Here is a 19,325-nt window from a genome sequence, read left to right on the forward strand (position 1 = left end):
GGCAAGGAACCGATGCCAGCCCGATTGCAATTTTTCGTTTCGTTCAGCGATCGCATTGAGTTGGGAGATTAAGTTGCAAAAGCGATCGCGATTACGAAATATTTTTGTGGTTGTCGAATAGTGGGACGATCGCGCAAAATAAGCAAAGTCAAACCTTGCGGATTAACGGAAAAGTTAACTTAACATTATATTCTCACTCTAAGTTTATGAAAATTGTTGAGCAATCTGCAACTTATATGAAGCTTCAGTATTTAACTGTATCAACCATTTGGAAAACGGGTGGTTGCTTAATTGCTTTAGGACTGGTGCTTGGTGTAGGGCTGGGTAAGACAACTTATCTATCTTGCGATCGCACACAACCTAAACAAGCAACTTGTAGCCTGATTGAAATTAGCTTTCTGCCTAAATACAATCTGTTTCAGGTTCATCCCTTGATCAAGGGAGAGCGAGCAGATCAGCAGTTTATTAGCCTATTTGATAATAGAAACTATTTGGTTTTCATCCCTGATAAACCCCAAAATCTAGTCTTGGCTAATTTATTAGCTCATCCTTGGAATAGGGTTGTCTATTACACAAGCTCATTTATTGGGGAGTTTTTCAGTAGTTCAAATCAATCCTTAAAAACATTTATCCGCAATGAAGACGGAACATTATTTCAAATTATTGGTACTGCCTTTATTCTTTTGGGAATCATTTATTGGAGATGGAAACAATCAGAGACTTGTATTTTAGATCAACAAACAGGGCAACTAATCTATACTCGTCAGGCAGTTCTGTCCCTGCCAAACATTAAAAAGTTCCCTCTTCAACAGGTAAAAGTATTGGTAGAGAAAGATAAAAATCATGATGATGAAATAACATACACATTAGTTTTGCAATGTCCCAACAACGAGCGTATTATATTGATTAGTGCTACAAGCCCAGCAGCAGATAAGCTTGCTGGAGTGATTTCTAATTTCCTCGACGTAGAAATAATCCAAGTGCAAGTTTATGAAAAATAGAATATCGAGGATTGTTAACCTGCCACGAATTCAAGTTAATTGTTACATTTATGAAACTCGTAAAACTATCTTCTCAAAAATTAATTTGCAAATCAAATTCCTTCGGTTTTACTGTCGCTGGTTTTGCTTTCGGTATGGGAGGTATCGGCTTTCCACTCTTGCTATTTCCAACTTGGATAGAGTGTTTGAAGGATAAAGTTTGCTACGAGACTTCTATACGGTTTCAATCCTCGGTTATGCTGCAAGCTTTTGTCGTAACACTGATTGGAATTGTGATGGTTATGATAGGATATTCGTTCACCAAACGTACCTCCATACAGAAAATAGTTTTCGATTTAGCTAGAAATCAGCTTGTTATTGAGAAGTCTTGGATTTTTTTAAGGAAGGTAGAGAAAAAACAATACTCCCTATCAGAGATTTGTGATGTGAATGTTGATATTCTTAAAGATTCTGGTTCTGATCCAGATACTTACCGGGTAGTTGTTTTACTGACTAATGGGATATCTATTCCCCTAGATATGTACTATTCTGGCAATGAAGAATGGCATAGAGAAACGGCTGAAAAAATCAGAAATTTTTTATCATTACCCTAGTCTTGAATTTAGTGCGATCGAGTATCCAGTCTGGTCGCCGTACAATTGTTCTGAGGCTGTCAATGTCTTGATGAATCTTCTGGCGACAAAGCAGCAAGAAAAGAATGGTTGACACTCAAAAATTTCCTACAAAATCATATTCAACACCCTACTAACGCACTATCTTAGATTTTGGTGCATTAGGACTAATGTCCATAACGCACCCTTATATATTAAAAGAAGTGGTAGACCGGAGAGTGTCAACCCCACAATCTCCTACCTCCTTTCCCACTTAATTTTTGGTGAGTATCTTTCAACAAAGCTGGAATATCTAACTTTTCTGGACACCGAGGTAAACAATCACCGCATTCTGTACACCGATTGCCTTTCATTCCAGGGAACCAATGACCGGCATTTTCAAACATTCCGTAACGATATTGACCATAGTCTTTCATGTCGTATGCTACTGCAAGATTACGTAACCGTAATACCTCTGGAATATTGATGTTTTCTGGACAGGGCAAACAAGCATAACACTGGCTACAATTATCAGTTTCCAAAGCAACTTTTTGGTGATTTTCTAAACGTAAAAAAGTAGAAATTTCTGCTGATGTTAACTCTCCATCATGGTCAGCAACTTGCAAAGGCTCTATTAATTCATCTGGGTTGGCTGGGCCTATACTTAAAGTAGTAATACGGTGATTAGCAAGTAAAAATCGATAACTTAGTTCTAAGGGTGAATACGGATGGCAGAGGTCTTTTAAGGTCTGAGGTGGCGTGTAGAGCCGTCCTCCCTTATCAGCAGGGGAAATAATGAAAATACCCATATCCTTCTCGGCAGCTAGTTGAATCGCTGGTGCGTGCCGTTGAAAAAAATAGTAATAATGCAGATTGACAAATTCAAAGAAATCTGTGTTAATTGCAGCCTGAATTACCTCTAATGACCCGTGGGTAGAAAAACCAACGTGTCGCACTCGTCCATCTGTAATAGCTTCCTCAACGGCCTGCATACAGCCATTTTTGGCTTGCACCCACTCCAAATGTTGCCAAGTGTTTAAACCATGAACGCTTAAGCAATCTACATAATCTAGTTGTAATCGTTCTAGAGAATCGTCGATGCACCGACGCATGGAGTCACCATCTGCTGTAGCTGAGATTTTAGTAGTGATGTAAAGCTTCGTTCGAGGTACTGATAACCCAGCTTTTAGCGCCCTACCAAGATACTCCTCGCTTTTGCCGTAACCTCTGGCGGTTTCTAGATGATTAATTCCTAACGCTAAGGCTTTTTCGATGGTTTGGTGAGCATTTTCAAAAGAAGCCAAGTAGCGCATTGTTCCCAGAGAAAAAACCGAGAGGCGCAGATTCGTTTTTCCAAAGCGTCGGTATTGCATTTTTAACAAAGTTAGGAGTCATTCAATTTTAGATTTTAGATTTTAGATTTTAGATTTTTCCTTCAATCTAAAATCTAAAATTCCAAATCTAAAATTGCCTAGCTGTCGCCATTACCAAAGCGCTTGATCAAGTCTTCAGGACGGAGATTGGAAATAAATTCACGGAAGGCTTGCTGTTCAGCTTCATCTGCATCACGATCAACAGGGATAGAAGCATCGGCAATGACTTCTTCCATTACCCAAATGGGAGTATTTGTACGGAGGGCAATAGCGATCGCATCGCTAGGACGCGCGTCAATTTCTTTTTTGACTTCACCTTGCTGGACAATTAAAGCTGCATAAAATGTATCCTTTTGCAGGGAATGGATAATTACCTTTTCTAGAGTCATGTTCCAAGTCTCTAGAAGATTCACAATCAGGTCGTGGGTTAAGGGTCTGGGAGGCTTCTGATTTTCCAGTGCGCCCATAATGGCCCTAGCCTGCTCCTGACCGATGTAAATTGGCAAAGCCCGCCGATCTGAAGAATCTTTCAAAAGTACGATCGGGCTGCGGGTTATGGCATCTAATGCTATGCCAGCAACTTTCATTTCAATCATTGGCTAGGCCTCTACAATGCTTTGAGAGCCTTGGATGCTGTGTAACAAATAGTACCCCTTTTTCGGCGGTTTGGCGACAGTAATAAACATAAGCATTCGTTCTCTATAATTGCTTCTATTAAACTCCGAACTTGTGGTGAAAACCAGAGTAAGTCAAACTAGTCTTATTAGACAATAACCTTCTTACCCAAGTATGCCTCGTGAAGGATGCTAATGTGTTAATATCCCTATACGAAAAAAAGTCAGAAAATATACTTGGATGTTCGAGATTTCTGTGACAATTACCAATTGACTTCAGCCAAAATTAGGCAATAAATAGAGTTAGTTTGACAAAAAAGCCGTGTTTACAGGATTAATCCAGGCATTAGGAACGATGGAACCCTTAGGGGGCGATTCTTGGCAAATTACTTGTGTGAGCCAGTCGGGTGAAGTAATTATGCAAGATTTGGCTTATGGTGACAGTGTTGCTGTCGATGGTGTTTGCTTGACAGTAGAAAAAGTTTTAAAGAATGGATTTATCGCCACTGCTTCACCAGAAACGCTACGCCGCACGACGTTGGGAGGTGAGCAAACACAACAGAGATATGTCAATTTAGAAGCATCGCTAAGGGTAGGCAGCAAAGTTGGCGGTCATTTCGTGATGGGTCATGTAGATGGCATCGGTCGATTGCTAGTGGCAGAACAAACGGCTAGTTCTTGGGAAATGACCTTTATTGCATCCGAGGCGATCGCACGGTACATTGTCCCCAAAGGTAGCATCGCCGTCAATGGCATCAGCCTCACAGTTGCCGCTTATGAGCCAGAACTATCTCAATTCAAGGTGGCGGTAATTCCCCTCACATACAGCGAGACAAATCTCCGCTATTTGCTTCCTGGGAGTTTGGTGAATCTAGAAGGAGATATTCTTGGCAAATACGTCGAAAAATTCCTTTACTCTGGCAACCCAAACACCACTGCCCATGATGAAAATAGTATGGATGGCATTACACCCGCATTCTTAGCAGAACACGGGTATCTCTGACATTTTGGATTTTGGATTTTAGATTAATTTAAAATCTAAAATCCAAAATTTCCAATCTAGCTACCTGGTTGCTGACTAACCTGGGCAGTCTGTAAGCCTCGCACTAACTGGCTGAGGGCGCTTTGTAATTCCACGCCTGGGTCAGTAGCAACCCACCCATCTTGTGTTAGGTGACGGACTTCAAAGTGCAAGTGAGGCCCTGTGGAAGCTCCGGTGCTGCCAACTAGCCCGATGACAGTTCCAGGCTGTACCCATTGACCAGGTTTCACAAGGATTTCTGACATGTGGCCGTAGAGAGTTTGTTCAGCGGATTTGTGATTTAGGATAACAGTTAAACCATAACCGCCCATCCAATCAGCAGTTTCTACTTGACCAGCCGCCGCCGCCAAAACTGGTGTTCCTGTGGGCGCACCCAAGTCTGTACCAGCGTGGAAGCGTTGGTTTCCTGTAATTGGATGAACTCGCCAACCAAACAAAGAAGTAATGGGAGCAGGAATAGACAAGGGATACATCATTCCCGTACCACTATAGGCGACTCGCCCCATAGAAGGGATTTGTGGCAATACTGATGCCAGTGAGAAGTCGTAAGCTACGTTGCTGGGGCGGGGTGCAATATTACCATCTGCCATTGGTGGAGGTAAAGTACCACCACTCGGCGCAATGGGAGTTGCACTAACTGTTGTGGGGCTGAACTCGCCAGGATTCGGGATAAACCGATTCGGGCGAAATGCGCTCTTGGTGTCACCAGTAGAACCACTTTGAGCAGCACGCCATCTGCTGGTGTTGCCAGTAGTTGCAACCTGCCGCACGGGTGAAACTACTGGTAATTGGGCATTTTCACTTCTTCTGAGCCAAGTAGGTGCTGCTTTACCATTAGAATCAGCTACACTCCTTTCGGGTGCTTTGGCACAAACGCCGCCTAATACGCTTTGCCCTGAAGGTAAAATGGCTCGGCAGCCACTAGAGCGTTCTGTGAGAATTACGGAGTTTGGTGCTTGATAAGTACCTGTAGCACCACTGTCATAACTATTAGGATCGATATAGGCGTTATTATAATCCTTGGTTTTCCCCGCAGTTGCACTGACAGGGCTGTTTGAGTTATTTGATGGTTGAGCAACTTCTGGGAGTTTTTCAGGTAAAGAGCGGGCGGGGGTATTGGGTTTTTCTTGCCTTACCCTTACAGGAGTCACCTGGGAGGCTTCTACTTTGGGCTTTGACTGTCTAGTAATTACAACAGGTTCAGCAGCTTCGATTTTGGGTGTAGACTGCCTAACTGGCTCTTTTGATTGAGCAACCTCTGGTTTGCCTAGTCTCTGTTTAAGTCTGGCTCGCCGTTGAGAAAATTCTGGTTGCCCTTGAGTGGCTTCCGGTACAACAGCCTGTTTTTTGACTGGATTTATAACTGCTGTTGGTTGAGAACTTTCAACAGTGGGAACGATGTTGTCTATTTGTGTTTCCGTTTGGGCAAACACAAAGCCGCCGCTAAGGAGGCTGAGGCTACTCAGCCAACAGAGGCTCTGGGCTGGTAGTGTTGAGGCAAAACGTTTTTTTGTCAGACCTTGCTGCCATAAGTAATGCAAACTATCAGGGGCAGAATTTTTGCGCTGCGTCATTTGTTCTCTCAGTTGTGTGTAATTAGCCTAAAGAGATGATGCTAGTGGTTTGTCTTGCCCAAAGAGCGAAATTTTGAACAAACCTCAAATTTAAATGGAAGATTTATGGTACCCCAAACTGATTGTACCGGGTTCAATATAAATTTCCGGTGTAATTAGTTCCTTTGTATCATGTGTTTCTAAATCAACTCGTAAATTTCCTTGAGATGTCACTCCAACTACTGTACCTGAAAGATTATTGACGTACACGCGATCGCCCATGTTTGTAAGCAAATCTAGATAGCGAGACAAGATTATGCTTATTCCTTCTTGTTCTAGGCACTCCATACCGGATTCTATTCCCAGCAGGACTTTAGAGGTTAACATTTCCAGACAAGAGATTGGTCTGAAATTTTGGGATGCTTGCCACGATTCCAGATTGATTCCAGTTTCGGGTACTGGGTTTATCCAGTTAATACCAACACCAATTACTGCTTGGGTGATTTGTCCTTTGTTTACTTTGGTTTCTGTCAAAATGCCGCCGAGTTTGCGACCATTTAGCACTAAATCGTTGGGCCATTTTATCCCAACATCTATGCCGAGTTGGCGCAATTGAGACGCAATTCCCCAAGCAGTAGCGAAAGTTAGCTGATAGCTGTCAGTAGCTTCTATTTTGTGGTCGAAAGAAATTGCCACGGAAACATATAATCCGCCAATCGGAGAAATCCACTGACGGCCCCATTGTCCCCGCCCAGCAGATTGTACAGTTGCGATTACTACTGTTCCTGAAATAGCCCCTTGGTTGAGTAAGTCCCAGAGGGTTTGATTGGTTGAGGAGACGCTTTCAAAAAAGTGAAGGGAAAATGGTAAATATGTATGCTTACGCCCTGCTTCTTGCAAGGCTAATTCCAAGTTTTGCAGATTAAATCCCACAGCAGTTAACCCAAATTCCGTTGTTCAAGTTAGCATTGATTTGTTTAGGTTTGGTTCAAGATGCACACTTGGCACTGGCGCAATTGGGAAGGACTACCCTATCTAACTTGTAGTCTTTTGGAACGTTGGCATCACGGCTTTTTTACCCAGCAGTTCTGGCCGCGATCGCCACAAGTTATCACAGAGGTATTGCAACCAGAGGCATCAGTCTATCGCTTAAAGCAGGTTCATGGCAATACTGTTCTCACCCCTCAAGAGGTTGAAAGCTTTTTAAGCTCTGCTGAGGAGGATTTAGCATCGGCGGATGGTTTAATGAGCGAGCAGCCTCTACAAGCTGTTTGGGTCGCTAGCGCAGATTGTACACCCATATTGATTGGGGATGTGCAATCTGGACGGGTGGCAGCATTACACGCAGGTTGGCGGGGAACTGCGAAGAAGATTGTGCCCCAAGCGATCGCTCGATTACAATCTCAAGGCAGTAAACTTGATGATTTACGTATTGCAATGGGCCCTGCGATCGCTGGTGAGGTTTACCAAGTCTCCATTGAAGTAGCTGCCGAAATTGGGGAAAGCATTATATCACATAATAGCCAAGAAAAAATTCTTACTGCATTATATGAGCTACCAAATTCACCTTTACTAGAAGACCCCGATCCCGGAAAGGTAAGGCTAGATGTGCGGCGAGTGAATACCTTACAACTGGAAAATTTGGGAATTAGTGCAGAACAAATTGCGATCGCACCTTATTGTACTTTCCAAACACCAGAGCATTTCTTTTCTTACCGCCGGGAGAAAGAGAAAAAAGTTCAGTGGTCAGGGATTGTTAGTGGCAAAAGGAGTCAGTAGCATTCAAATGTGTTTTGGCTGATAGAGCGATCGCTTTATCAGCTTGGATTCAACATGATTCAATATAATTTGCCATGTTGTGGATCAAAAATACGACATTTTAACTGATGACAGAGATACTGAGTTTGCAACGGTTTAAAGCAGCAAAACGGATTCAAATTTAAGGAGGGTTAGGGATAATCAAGCCTTAACCCAAGCGTATTTGCAGATAATTAACTGCGGTTATCTATCTGAGCGCGTTGCAAACTTCCAGAGAAGTCAACATAGACACTTTTCCATTCTGTGAAAACGTCCATTGCTGTAGTTCCAGCCTCGCGGTGTCCGTTACCGGTTTGTTTCACACCCCCAAAGGGCAAGTGTACCTCTGCGCCAATGGTGGGGCCGTTAATATAGGTGATACCTGCTTCGATGTCGCGCATGGCAGTAAAAGCCCGATTGATATCGCGCGTGTAAACTGAAGAAGAAAGACCATAATTGCTATCGTTGAGAATTGCGATCGCATCCTCAAAGGAGCTAACCTCAATCAATACCACTACTGGCCCAAATATCTCTTCACGAGCAACTCGCATATCAGGAGTTACATCATCCAAAATAGTTGGTTGAAAGAAGTAACCGTTTTTTAATGAGCCTTCACTAGCAATTTCTCCACCAATTAAAACCTTTGCCCCTTCCTCACGAGCGATATCTAAATATTTGCTCACCTGTTGGAGTTGCTTTTCATTTACTATTGGGCCAATATCTGTATCTGGTTCACTGCCAGCACCCAAGCGTAATTTACTGGTACGCTCATAAAGCATCGCAGTAAATTTTTCCTTGATATCACGATGCAAAATTAGGCGGCTGGTAGCCGTACAGCGTTGACCGGTTGTTCCAAATGCTCCCCACACAGCACCATCGAGAGCAAGTTCTAAATCGGCATCTTCCATCACCACTTGAGCGTTTTTACCACCCATTTCCAAACAGACACGCTTGTGAGTGCGTCCGCAAGTTGCACCGACAAAAGCACCTGTTTCTGAAGAACCAGTAAACGACACCAAATCTACATTAGGATGCTCAACTAAAGCTTTCCCCGCCTCCTCTCCCACACCATGCACCAAGTTAATTACTCCTGGTGGTAAACCTGCTTGTTGAAAAATTTCAATCAATTTAGTTGCACAGGCGGAAGTATCTTCGGCAGGTTTGAGAATAACTGTATTGCCACAAACCAAGGCTGGCATAGCTTTCCAGCAAGGAATTGCCACCGGGAAATTCCAGGGAGTAATTAAGGCACAGACTCCGATGGGCATCCGTACAGTCATAGCGAATTTATTGGACATTTCCGAGGGTGTGGTTTGCCCAAATAATCGCCGTCCTTCGCCAGCACTGTAAAAGGCGCAGTCAATACCTTCTTGAACATCTCCTCTGGCTTCCGTCAAGGGTTTACCCATTTCCCGACTGATTAATTGGGCCAGTTCTTCTTTATGCTGGAGTAATATTTCCCCGACACGAAAGATGTATTCTGCCCTCGCTGGGGCGGGGACTGTGCGCCAACTACGGTAGGCTTTACGGGCGGCGGCTACTGCTGTATCTACATCTTGAACTTGGGAACGGGGAAATGTGGCAACGACTTCGGTTTTGTCGGCAGGGTTGCGACTTTCTAGGGTTGCTTCCTCTTTGGCACTCAACCATTGACCGTCTATATAATTGCGACAAGATAGCGGAGTTGTCATTTGGAAAATCTCCGATGATCCACTGAAACTTGTGTATTAAGTTTGCTTGCTTTCTAGGTTATCCTCAAGTTTAGGAAATTGGCGCGATCGCCAAATATCGATATAAAAGTTAAGGCACTAAGGCCAATACTCCTACCGGAGAACCAGAACCACCACGTAATCTTAGAGGTGCGATCGCTAGAGTAGTACCTTTAGGTGGCAGTTGATCCAAATTTGTCAGATTCTCTAACACAATGCGCGGTTTTTCCAATACCAAGCGGTTAATCGCAAAACTGTTATCCTGTCCAGGGTCCACGCCATGAGTATCAATTCCTACCCCAATTATTTGCCGTTCATCCAGTAAAAATTGAGTGGCATCGCTGCCAAATCCTGGAAAGTGGGGAATCCCTTGAGCATCATGATTGAGGAATGCACTTTTATCAAACCACTTTTTTTCCCAACCAGTATTCAGTAAAACTAGGCAGCCAGAAGAAATTTCACCGTGTTCTTCTTCCCAAGCCAAAACATCAGCAATAGTCAGGGCATAATCAGAATTATCCGCTGTGGCTTGGCAAATATTTATGACCACCGCAGGTACAACTAAAGACTGGGCGGGGTATTGGTCAATTCCCAGAGCAGAACTATGAAAACTGTTAGGAGCGTTGATATGGGTAGCGCTATGCTCCCCCAAGGAGAAACGCCGCAGGTAATAGCCATCATTATTTAGTTCAGCCACAGTTTCAAACTCTACTGTGGGATCTCCAGACCATTGGGGAATATCTACGTCAATTACATGACTTAGGTGGATAACGCGCGTGTAGGTGATACTATTTTGACTTTGGGGTTGTATCATCCCAGCCTTCTATTCTATTTGTACTCAGGGATTTTTTTTAATCAGGTGCGATGCTTGGTTTGGGCTACACCTACGCAAAGATATTACTACAATTAGAACGTTTTTAAATCGATTTTACTGTCCCTATACTAAGGAATGTGGATTAAATAAGATGCAAAACTTCATCCTGTCTCTAGCTTTCTTCTCCTTTAAAACTAGACATCTCCAGAAATTAAATATGCTTTATCCAAAACCCTTGTAGAGATGTAGCAGTGCTACGTCTCTACATTTTTTTCACTCATATCTCTATTGTGTGATGTCTCCGACAGGTGTAGCTGCGGCACAGAATTCAATATGCTTTTTCTCTAATTATTCTCAAAAAGGGGAGAATAAGAGTGAGCCTATGCGTAGGCTCCGCCCGTCGTAGACATTGCATGATTAATTGCTTCTTCTTGACCAACCAAAGATAAGTAAGGCTCTTTTAAATACTTACAAGCTGCGGCGATCGCATCCTGGGCACTCACAGCCGTAATCAATTCTTGAAACTTGGTGTCAAAATCAATTCCTAAGCCTAAAATTTCATACCAGCCGTATATTTGAGCAATTTGCCCATTCGTTTGTTTACCTAAAGCGTACTGCCCCAGGATCTTGTTTTTAGCAGCTTGGAGTGCGCTTTCGGATACTTCGGTGGTAGACAATAAATCTACTTCTGTACGCAGTCCTTCTAGAGCAGTACTGGTATTCTCCGGTGCTGTACCTATATAAACCACAAAGGACGCTGGAAATAGCCTTGTGGAGTAAAAGGCGGATACTTCGTAAGCCAAACCGCGTTTTTCTCGTAATTCGACAAACAAGCGGCTAGAAAGCCCATTTCCCAGGTAGGTACACAGCAATTTCAGTGGGGCGTAGTCAACAGAACTCACTGCTGTTCCTAAATAACCGAGCATCACGATTGATTGTTGTGTCTGTATTGGCTTTAGTCTTACCTGCGGTTCTATCTTAATCTCAGGTAAATTCAGTATTGGCAGTGCTTGGGCTGTAGCTTGCCAATCAGCAAAAACTTCTTCCACCAATGCCACTGCGTCTGTGGGTGTGACTCTACCAGCAATACTAATTACTATATTATCTGGACGGAAATAAGTTTGGTGATACTCCACTAAATCCTCACGAGTTAAGCGGCTCATCGTGGATTCATCTCCTAGCACTGACATCGAGTAGGGATGATTTTGGTACATTACTTGCCGCATTTGTTCAAAGGCGACATTGAACGGCTGCTCTTTTTGGGAACGAATATCTTGGAGTGCTAAACGCCGTTCTAGTTCTACTTGAGTTTCGGGAAAAGTTGGCGATCGCAAAATCCGCCCTGCCAATGTTAAAATTTCCGCAAAATCGGATGTTACCGTCTTGAAAGATAGCAAAAAATAATCAGTGCCAGCATCGGCACTCAAACTCGCCCCTACAGACTCGACTTTTTCGGCAATTTCTAAGCTAGAAAGTCCATCGCATCCCTTTGTCATCACTGCTGAGAGCAAATGTGCCAACCCTGCTTGCTCCCGGTTTTCATTACAACTACCAGCACGCACAAAGATTCGCGCTGCAATAATGTCCGCAGCCGGATTTTCTGCCACCAGCACGACAATCCCATTGTTCAATACGGTGCGATGGATGGGCGATTTTTGCAGCAAGGTTGTCATTTGTCCTTTGTCCTTTGTCATTTGTCCTACCCTGCGGGAAGCCGCTGGCGCGTCTATGTTCTTGGTCATTCGTCGCTAATGACTAATGACTAACACGGTTTAAGTATAGTAACCGCATAATTCTCCGGCGAGAGATACTGTTTAGCTAATTTTTGCAGTTCTTGGGCATCAAAAGACTGAATTTGCTGGGGATATGTCACAGCTAATTCAGCTTGGGCGATGGTATTGTAATACCCATAAAGCCCTGTCAGTTGATTTGGCGTTTCAGTAGAAAACGCGTACTCGTTACATAGCAGCCTACGTATCCGAGCAAGTTCTTGTTCGCTAATTCCTTTAGTCTGCAAATCATCTAAATGAGCGCAAATTAAGGACTCAACTTCTTCTAGATTTTCTGGTTCCAACCAGGCAGTAATTGTAAATAAACTGGATTCCCGTTGTAGAGAAAAACTACTGCAAATTCCCTGTACCAATTGCGAATCTTCGCGCAAATCACGCACTAAACGCGAAGTCCGCCCTTCTGCCAATAATACTGACAACACATCTAAACCATAGCCAGTACGGATATCTTCTACTCCGGGTACTAGCCACGCCATCAACAATCGCGCTTGCTCTATGCGTGGTAAACACAGTTCTTGACGGTGAATACCTGCTATGACTGGCTTTGCCACTTTCTCAAACTGCGGACAATTCGAGCGTTCAGCAAAATCAGCAAATGAATGATTTACCATTTCCCAAGCTGGTTGCTGGGCTATACCTCCGGCAATTACCACCGTCATGTTTTCCGGCTGATAGTGGGCTTGGTGAAAACAGCGCATTGCTTCTGGTGACTGCTGCATCAGTTCTTGCTCCGTACCCAACACCGAACGTCCGTAAGGGTGATGTGGATAGATGCTTTGAATCAGCGCTTGAAATCCTATCCAGTCGGAATCGTCCTGACAAGAGCGAATTTCCTCTAGTACCACATCCCGTTCGCGGCTAAATTCATCTTCTGGAATTGCTGCATTGAGCAGGAGTTCTCCCAAGTAGGGCAGGGTATCTTTTAAATAAGGGGCGGCTGTGGTGAGTGAATAATGAGCATAATCATAGCTTGTGGCTGCATTACTCACGCCACCCCGATTTTCAACTTTGGAATCGAACATCCCAGGGGGTAGCGTCGCCGTACCTTTAAAAATCATGTGTTCTAAAAAGTGCGCCATACCAAACCACGGTTTTGGCTCTAGGCTGGCTCCAGCACGCACCCAAACATCCGCCACAACTACGGGAGTGGTGGGAATTTCTTGATGAATAAAAGTTAAACCACTCTCTAGTCGGAAGACTGAGGCTGGAAATACGGTATTAGTTAGTTGTTTTAACAATTTTTTGTAGTTTTAACCACAATTTGACGCAATTGTGTCATCTTAACTCTGAACGATACCTAATTTAGAATCAAATTATACAGATTTGCAGAATTATGCGATCGCTGTTCTCTGCACTACTGAAAAATTAGACGCGTTATGCTTTCAGAGGAAAATCGCGAATTAGTTAAAACACTGGAATCTCAATGACAAATTCTGTTCCTTCGCCAAGCACAGAATTACAACTCAACCGCCCATTATGGGTTTCTTCGACAATTTGACGAGCGATCGCTAATCCTAATCCCGTTCCTTTCCCAACCTCTTTTGTTGTAAATAGGTGGTCAAATATCCGCGATCTAATCTCCTCTGGCATCCCCTGACCGTTATCTTTAATGCGAATTGTTACTATATTTTGTTCACTGGATACTTCGGTGTGAATCAGTATTTGGTGATGATTGGCTTGGGCTTGTGCAAAAGAAAGCCTTTCACAGGAAGTATCCAAGGCATCGATAGCGTTAGCGAGGATGTTCATAAATACTTGATTTAGCTGTCCTAAAAAGCACTTAACTGGTGGTAATTTTCCGTATTCGGTGATAACTTCAATTGCTGGACGTTTTTCGTTAGCTTTGAGGCGATACTTCAAAATCAACAGCGTACTCTCAATCCCTTCATGGAGGTTACAAGCAACTTTCTCGGTTGTATCGGCTCTGGAGAAGGTGCGGAGACTGATGCTAATATCTTTGATCCTTTCTGAAGCCACCTTCATCGAGCCTACTAATTTTGGTAAGTCTTCAGTTAGGAATTCTAGGTCAATTTCTTCGCCATGCTCAATGACTGCGATCGCTGGAGTGGGATGATGTTGTTGGTAGGATTGGATATGAGCAAGTAAGGATTGGATATAATCTTCGGCATTGTTGAGACTGCCTTTGAGAAATCCAATCGGATTATTAATTTCATGTGCCACCCCAGCAACCAAATTACCCAAGGTTGCCATTTTTTCATTTTGCACCATTTGTAATTGGGTATGCTCCAATTCTTGTAGCGATCGCTCTAACTGTTGGGCATAATTTTGAGATTCTTGATAAAGGCGGGCATTTTCTAGAGAAATAGCAGCTTGAGCGCATAGCAGTTGGATAACTTCGGTGCGATCGCTTGTAAATGCACCAATTGTTAGCGGATTTTCTAGATAGAGCAGCCCGATGAGTTTACCTTGGATTAACATCGGCGTACACAACACACTCTTAGGTTGTTGCTGCATAAAATATGAATCGGCAATAAAATCAGTTTGTGCTGTTGCATCATCCAGCACAATAGTTTTTAAGCTGCGTTTGACATAGTTTACCAGTGTAATGGGAATGTCTTCGCTGGTTGACAATGGTGCGGATACCAGAGTGACTCCTTCATTGATGGTAGCTACAGCTTCAACTACTAAATTGTCCTGTTGGAGTACAAATAATGCAGCTTTTTGTGCCCCAGCATTTTCCATTACCACTTGCAAAAGAGTAGTCAGTAATTGCTCTAATTGAATTTCACTAGAGAGAGCTTGTGAGGCTTTAAAGATGGTGGCAAAATCAAGGGCTTCCGAAATGCTGCTGCTAGAAAGATTTGTATGGATGGTTTGATGTGGAAATGATAATGCCTCGACGGTTGAATTCACTTGAAAGCGATGATGTTGCCCTTGTAAAATCGGTGCCAGGAGTTGAGGATAGCGTTTTTCTAAATCCTCAGTTTTGGCTTTAGCGCCCCAGCGAGCATAGCAGTAATAAGCTTCCTGCATATAAACTTGGGCGATTTTTGGTTTACCCCAGTCGAGGTAAAACTTGGCAGCTAGCTCATTGCTCAAAGCTTCTTCTTGGATATATTGGTTTTCTTTAGCTAGAGTTATGGCGCGATCGTATAATTCTATTGCTGCTATTTTTTCGCCCAAAACTCTATGCCGTTCTGCTTCCACCAAATCAAATTTGTGCTGAAAATTCATTGGTGCGAAGTTGGCTCGAAACTGCAATTTTTCTTGATTTTCGCCAACCTTTAAGAGTAATTGCTCATGTTGAGATGGTTCAGCCGTTGGATAGACAGCCAGACGAGACAGAGAATCATAATAGTAGAAAACAGGCACAGATAACATTCCTGCCGCACTGTTGAGGTATTGTTCTCCCTGATTTGCATTTTCAACTGCCGCCGGAAAATTCTCAAACAGATAACTGAGTATTAACTTACTTAAGAAAAATATATGGAGTGTTAATTCGTCGTTCTCTTCGATCAGCGAAGATAAAAGTTGTTCTTCTTGACAAGATTCACCAAGGAGGTATTCTGGATTATCGCTATATGCAGTTAAATTGTTAATACTTTGACAGACTATATTAGACCAATTTAATAAGCGCTGATTTTTGGCAAAATTAGATTCGTAGTTTTTGATATCTACTAGCAACACTTCCAAAACTTCTGTGCCACTTAAATAGACGTAGAATAATTTGAAAATCATCGATGCCAGCACATGAAAAAAGTCGCCTGTATCTAATCCAATATTATGAGATTCCTGTAATAAACTAATTGAGTCCCGAACATGTTGTTTATTACATTGATTCAATGCAGCCACCTTAAATATAGTCATGCTTTGAACAGATTTTGCTTGAAATCTATCCACAAGCATTAAACCTAGCTGGCCAAATTCGTAGCCTAATTCCAGTTGGTTACAAGTATTAAGTACAATTCCAAAATCTGCATATCCTGGTGCAGAGAGTGGTGCATTGCCGTATTTAAGAGATAAATTCACCTCTTCGCAAGCAATAATTGGGAACAGATAAGGGGCAGTTTGGTGGATGGCGGGAGCAATGCTAGCCATAATCCGCAAAGCAACCAAAGCTTTGGTATCATCCATCAATGGCAAATCAATTAAGCCGTGAATACTTCTGCCTGCCAATATGGAGAGCGTGTTTACTACATATTGCTGAATGTCTGGAGGTGTTACTGATTCAGGTAATATTACCCCAAGTTGGGCGAGAAGTTCACGCCCAATTGCGATCGCTTTGAATGATTGATTCCGTACCTGATCGGCTTGGAGTTTAACTTCATAAACTTTCACCCTATCCAGTAAGGTGGTTGTTTCTTCGATGACGACCTGGATAAGAGATTCCATCTGGTCAAATTCATGGTTGAGAAAGGCAGCTTCAGCAGCTTCTTCGTGTAAACTTCGAGTCAATTCGTAGGCAATTTCCCAACTATTAATTGGTAACAACTGCATTCCAGAATAGAAGTAATGAATTGCTGCAACATAAGCAGTAGCTTCTTTTGCTTTGCGACCAGCATTCAGATTTAACTGAGCTAATTGTTGACGTTCAGTCGGTTGAGTAATTAGTAATATTCCTCGATTCAACTGACTGACAATCTCAAAAATCCGCTCCTCTTGTTGTGATTCAGAGGTATTTTGCAAGAGTAATTGACCAATTTTAAGATGGGTAAATTGTCTCTGCTCACCTGGAATCAGAGAGTAAGCCGCTTGTTGTACCCGGTCATGTAAAAATTTGTAGATGGGGACTTGGAAATTGCCATTTAATGGGTTTGAGTCAGAATCATGCCCACTATATTGAAAGAATTTATAAACTTCAGTAGTAGGTAAAACTAAGCCTTCTTGTAAAGCTTTCCATAAAGATGCTGCCGTTTCGGTTTCCGACTGTTCAGAAACAATTGCTAGGGTTCGCAAATCAAATTGGTTGCCAATGCACGCAGCTAATTTCAGCACATTTTGCGTTGATGCTGGCAACTTTTGCAACTGTAGCGCTAGGAACTCTACAACATCATCGGTAAGGGCAAGTGCTTTGACAGCAACAATATCACATTGCCAGTACCCTTGATCGGCATTAAAAGTAATCAGTCCATCTTCATATAATATTTTGAGAAAGTGTGTTGCAAAAAAGGGATTTCCTTGAGTTTTTTGATAGACGAGTTCTGTTAGAGGTTGGGCAGTTTTATCTGAACAACTCAAGGTATCAACCACCAATTGATTTAAACTAGCTTTACTTAACGGAGCTAAAGTAATGCTGTGAATTGTGGCATTGGCTTTGCGAATCTCCGCTAAAGTCAACATCAACTGATGCGTGGTAGATACTTCATTATCTCGATAAGACCCAATTAAAAGTAAAGATCCACTTCCTGACTCGCTTATCAACAGTTGCATCAATTTGAGTGATGCAGAATCGGCCCACTGCAAATCATCAAGGAAAATTACTAATGGATGTTCTTTTGTCGTGAATACCTGAATGAACTTTTGGAAGAGTAAATTGAAGCGATTCTGGGCCGCACTTGGTAAAAGTTCAGTTGCAGGTGGTTGTTGACCAATAATTTGTTCTAATTCGGGAATTACCTCAAGAATAACTTGTCCTTGATCGCCCAACACTTGTAAAATTTTATTTTTCCAAGTTGACAATTGGACATCACTTTCACTCAGTAATTGTCCCATTAAGTCTCGAAACGCCTGTACAAAAGCGGAGAAGGGAATATTCCGATTAAATTGGTCAAATTTGCCTTTAATGAAGTAGCCCCGTTGCCGGACAATAGGTTTGTGAACCTCGTTAACTAAAGCAGTTTTACCAATACCAGAAAAACCAGCCACCAGCATTAATTCTGTCTGATTGTTAGTAACGCGGTCAAAGGCTTTTAGTAGAATTTCAACTTCATGCTCACGACCATAGAGTTTTTCTGGGATAATAAAGCGATCGCACACATCCCGTTGAGCAATTGGGAAACTTACAATTTTCCCAGTCTCATTCAGTTGAGCCAAACAATTTTCTAAATCATATTTTAGCCCAAATGCACTCTGATAGCGGTCTTCGGCATTTTTCGCCATCAGTTTCATTACTATGTCTGACAACACTTGCGGAATCTCTTCACTTTTGACTTCCCGAAGGGATAGCGGAAGTTTGGCAATATGACAATGTACCAATTCCATTGGATCGTGCGATTGAAATGGTAATTGCCCTGTTAGTAATTCGTAAAAAGTTACACCCAAAGAATAAAAATCGGTACGGTAATCAATCCCCCGATTCATTCGTCCAGTTTGCTCTGGAGACAAATAGCCTAATGTTCCTTCTAATACATTAGGACTCATCAATATCTGAGTTTCTCGTGGTAGCAGAGATGCAATACTAAAGTCAATTAACTTAACTTCTTTAGTTTCTGGATTAATTAAAATATTGGCGGGTTTAATATCTTTGTGAATAATCCGATTACGAATTAGAATATCTAAGGTATCACACAGAGCGATCGCAATTTGTAAAAACTCTATCAGAGATTCTACCCTTCCCCCCACTCCCCATTTCTTCAAGGAAATTCCCCCAAAGTCTTCCATCACTAACACATAGCCATTCTGATAGGGTTCCAAGGTGTAGGTTTGGATGATTCCAGGTAGATTCAAATTTTTGGCGATGGTGAACTGGTTGCGAAAGTGTACCAATTCACTGAAGCTGGGATAAGCAGTTTTCATCAGCTTAATCACCACAGATTTTTGGTCAGTCTCTCGATTAGCGCGATAAACTAAGGTTCGAGAACCGTTGTAGAGTTCTTTGCTAACGTGATATCCGGGAATGCTGACCATACGGCTTAATTTTGAATACCTCAGTATCTAGAGTTCCCAAAAACATGGCAACATTTACTAAGCTCCTTCTCTACAAGAGGCTGTGTCAATGGGGCGGGAACAGGGAATAGAAAAATTAGCCCCGAATAATAGGGTAACAGCGCCCTAAATTTCTTTCTGAAAGGAATAAAAATATTTTTTACGGCGACTCGTAGTACAAGAAAAAATACGTTCTCATACAAATTCCCTGATTTGA

The 19,325-nt window shown here is 42.5% G+C and carries 13 protein-coding genes; 4 read left to right on the forward strand and 9 right to left on the reverse strand.

Features of this window, described 5'->3' with window-relative positions; translation table 11 throughout:
- The first annotated feature begins 206 nt into the window (after positions 1-206).
- On the forward strand, positions 207-1,001 hold the full coding sequence (locus FD723_RS25040; RefSeq protein ID WP_179067785.1) for a hypothetical protein: 795 nt from the start codon (positions 207-209) through the stop codon (positions 999-1,001).
- A gap of 50 nt (positions 1,002-1,051) precedes the next feature.
- Positions 1,052-1,594 (forward strand): hypothetical protein, encoded by a 543-nt coding sequence (locus FD723_RS25045; RefSeq protein ID WP_179067786.1) that lies wholly within the window; start codon positions 1,052-1,054, stop codon positions 1,592-1,594.
- 239 nt (positions 1,595-1,833) lie between these two features.
- On the opposite strand, the gene FD723_RS25050 is transcribed toward FD723_RS25045, so the two are convergent.
- On the reverse strand, positions 1,834-2,964 hold the full coding sequence (locus FD723_RS25050) for an aldo/keto reductase (RefSeq protein WP_179067787.1): 1,131 nt from the start codon (positions 2,962-2,964) through the stop codon (positions 1,834-1,836).
- A 98-nt stretch (positions 2,965-3,062) separates the two neighbouring features.
- Positions 3,063-3,560, reverse strand: coding sequence for a bifunctional nuclease family protein (locus tag FD723_RS25055; protein ID WP_012406891.1), 498 nt, complete (start codon positions 3,558-3,560; stop codon positions 3,063-3,065).
- 340 nt (positions 3,561-3,900) lie between these two features.
- Between FD723_RS25055 and FD723_RS25060 the strand changes: the two genes are divergently transcribed.
- Entirely contained in the window at positions 3,901-4,581 is a 681-nt protein-coding gene (locus FD723_RS25060; protein WP_179067788.1) for a riboflavin synthase, read from the forward strand.
- 56 nt (positions 4,582-4,637) lie between these two features.
- Here FD723_RS25060 and FD723_RS25065 read toward each other — a convergent pair whose 3' ends face one another.
- Together FD723_RS25065 and FD723_RS25070 are read right to left on the reverse strand one after the other, a co-directional pair.
- A complete protein-coding gene (locus tag FD723_RS25065; protein ID WP_179067789.1) occupies positions 4,638-6,194 on the reverse strand; it encodes a M23 family metallopeptidase in 1,557 nt (518 codons plus the stop codon).
- Between the two features lie 90 nt (positions 6,195-6,284).
- On the reverse strand, positions 6,285-7,106 hold the full coding sequence (locus FD723_RS25070; protein ID WP_179067790.1) for a biotin--[acetyl-CoA-carboxylase] ligase: 822 nt from the start codon (positions 7,104-7,106) through the stop codon (positions 6,285-6,287).
- A gap of 60 nt (positions 7,107-7,166) precedes the next feature.
- On the opposite strand from FD723_RS25070, the gene pgeF reads away from it, so the two are divergent.
- Entirely contained in the window at positions 7,167-7,952 is a 786-nt protein-coding gene (gene pgeF / locus FD723_RS25075; RefSeq protein ID WP_179067791.1) for a peptidoglycan editing factor PgeF, read from the forward strand.
- A gap of 212 nt (positions 7,953-8,164) precedes the next feature.
- Here the strand turns inward: pgeF and FD723_RS25080 are convergent, their stop codons facing one another.
- From FD723_RS25080 to FD723_RS25100, 5 genes are all read right to left on the reverse strand, one after another.
- Complete coding sequence (locus FD723_RS25080) at positions 8,165-9,661, reverse strand: aldehyde dehydrogenase family protein (RefSeq protein WP_179067792.1); 1,497 nt, start codon at positions 9,659-9,661, stop codon at positions 8,165-8,167.
- A 109-nt stretch (positions 9,662-9,770) separates the two neighbouring features.
- Positions 9,771-10,493 (reverse strand): cyclase family protein, encoded by a 723-nt coding sequence (locus FD723_RS25085; protein WP_179067793.1) that lies wholly within the window; start codon positions 10,491-10,493, stop codon positions 9,771-9,773.
- A 380-nt stretch (positions 10,494-10,873) separates the two neighbouring features.
- Positions 10,874-12,166 (reverse strand): pitrilysin family protein, encoded by a 1,293-nt coding sequence (locus FD723_RS25090; RefSeq protein WP_179069278.1) that lies wholly within the window; start codon positions 12,164-12,166, stop codon positions 10,874-10,876.
- An 89-nt stretch (positions 12,167-12,255) separates the two neighbouring features.
- Positions 12,256-13,521, reverse strand: coding sequence for a pitrilysin family protein (locus tag FD723_RS25095; protein ID WP_179067794.1), 1,266 nt, complete (start codon positions 13,519-13,521; stop codon positions 12,256-12,258).
- A 166-nt stretch (positions 13,522-13,687) separates the two neighbouring features.
- Positions 13,688-19,090: an ATP-binding sensor histidine kinase gene (locus FD723_RS25100; RefSeq protein WP_179067795.1), complete on the reverse strand. Its 5,403-nt coding sequence runs from the start codon at positions 19,088-19,090 to the stop codon at positions 13,688-13,690.
- Positions 19,091-19,325: the final 235 nt, after the last annotated feature.

It is taken from the genome of Nostoc sp. C052 (assembly GCF_013393905.1).
Taxonomy (GTDB): domain Bacteria; phylum Cyanobacteriota; class Cyanobacteriia; order Cyanobacteriales; family Nostocaceae; genus Nostoc.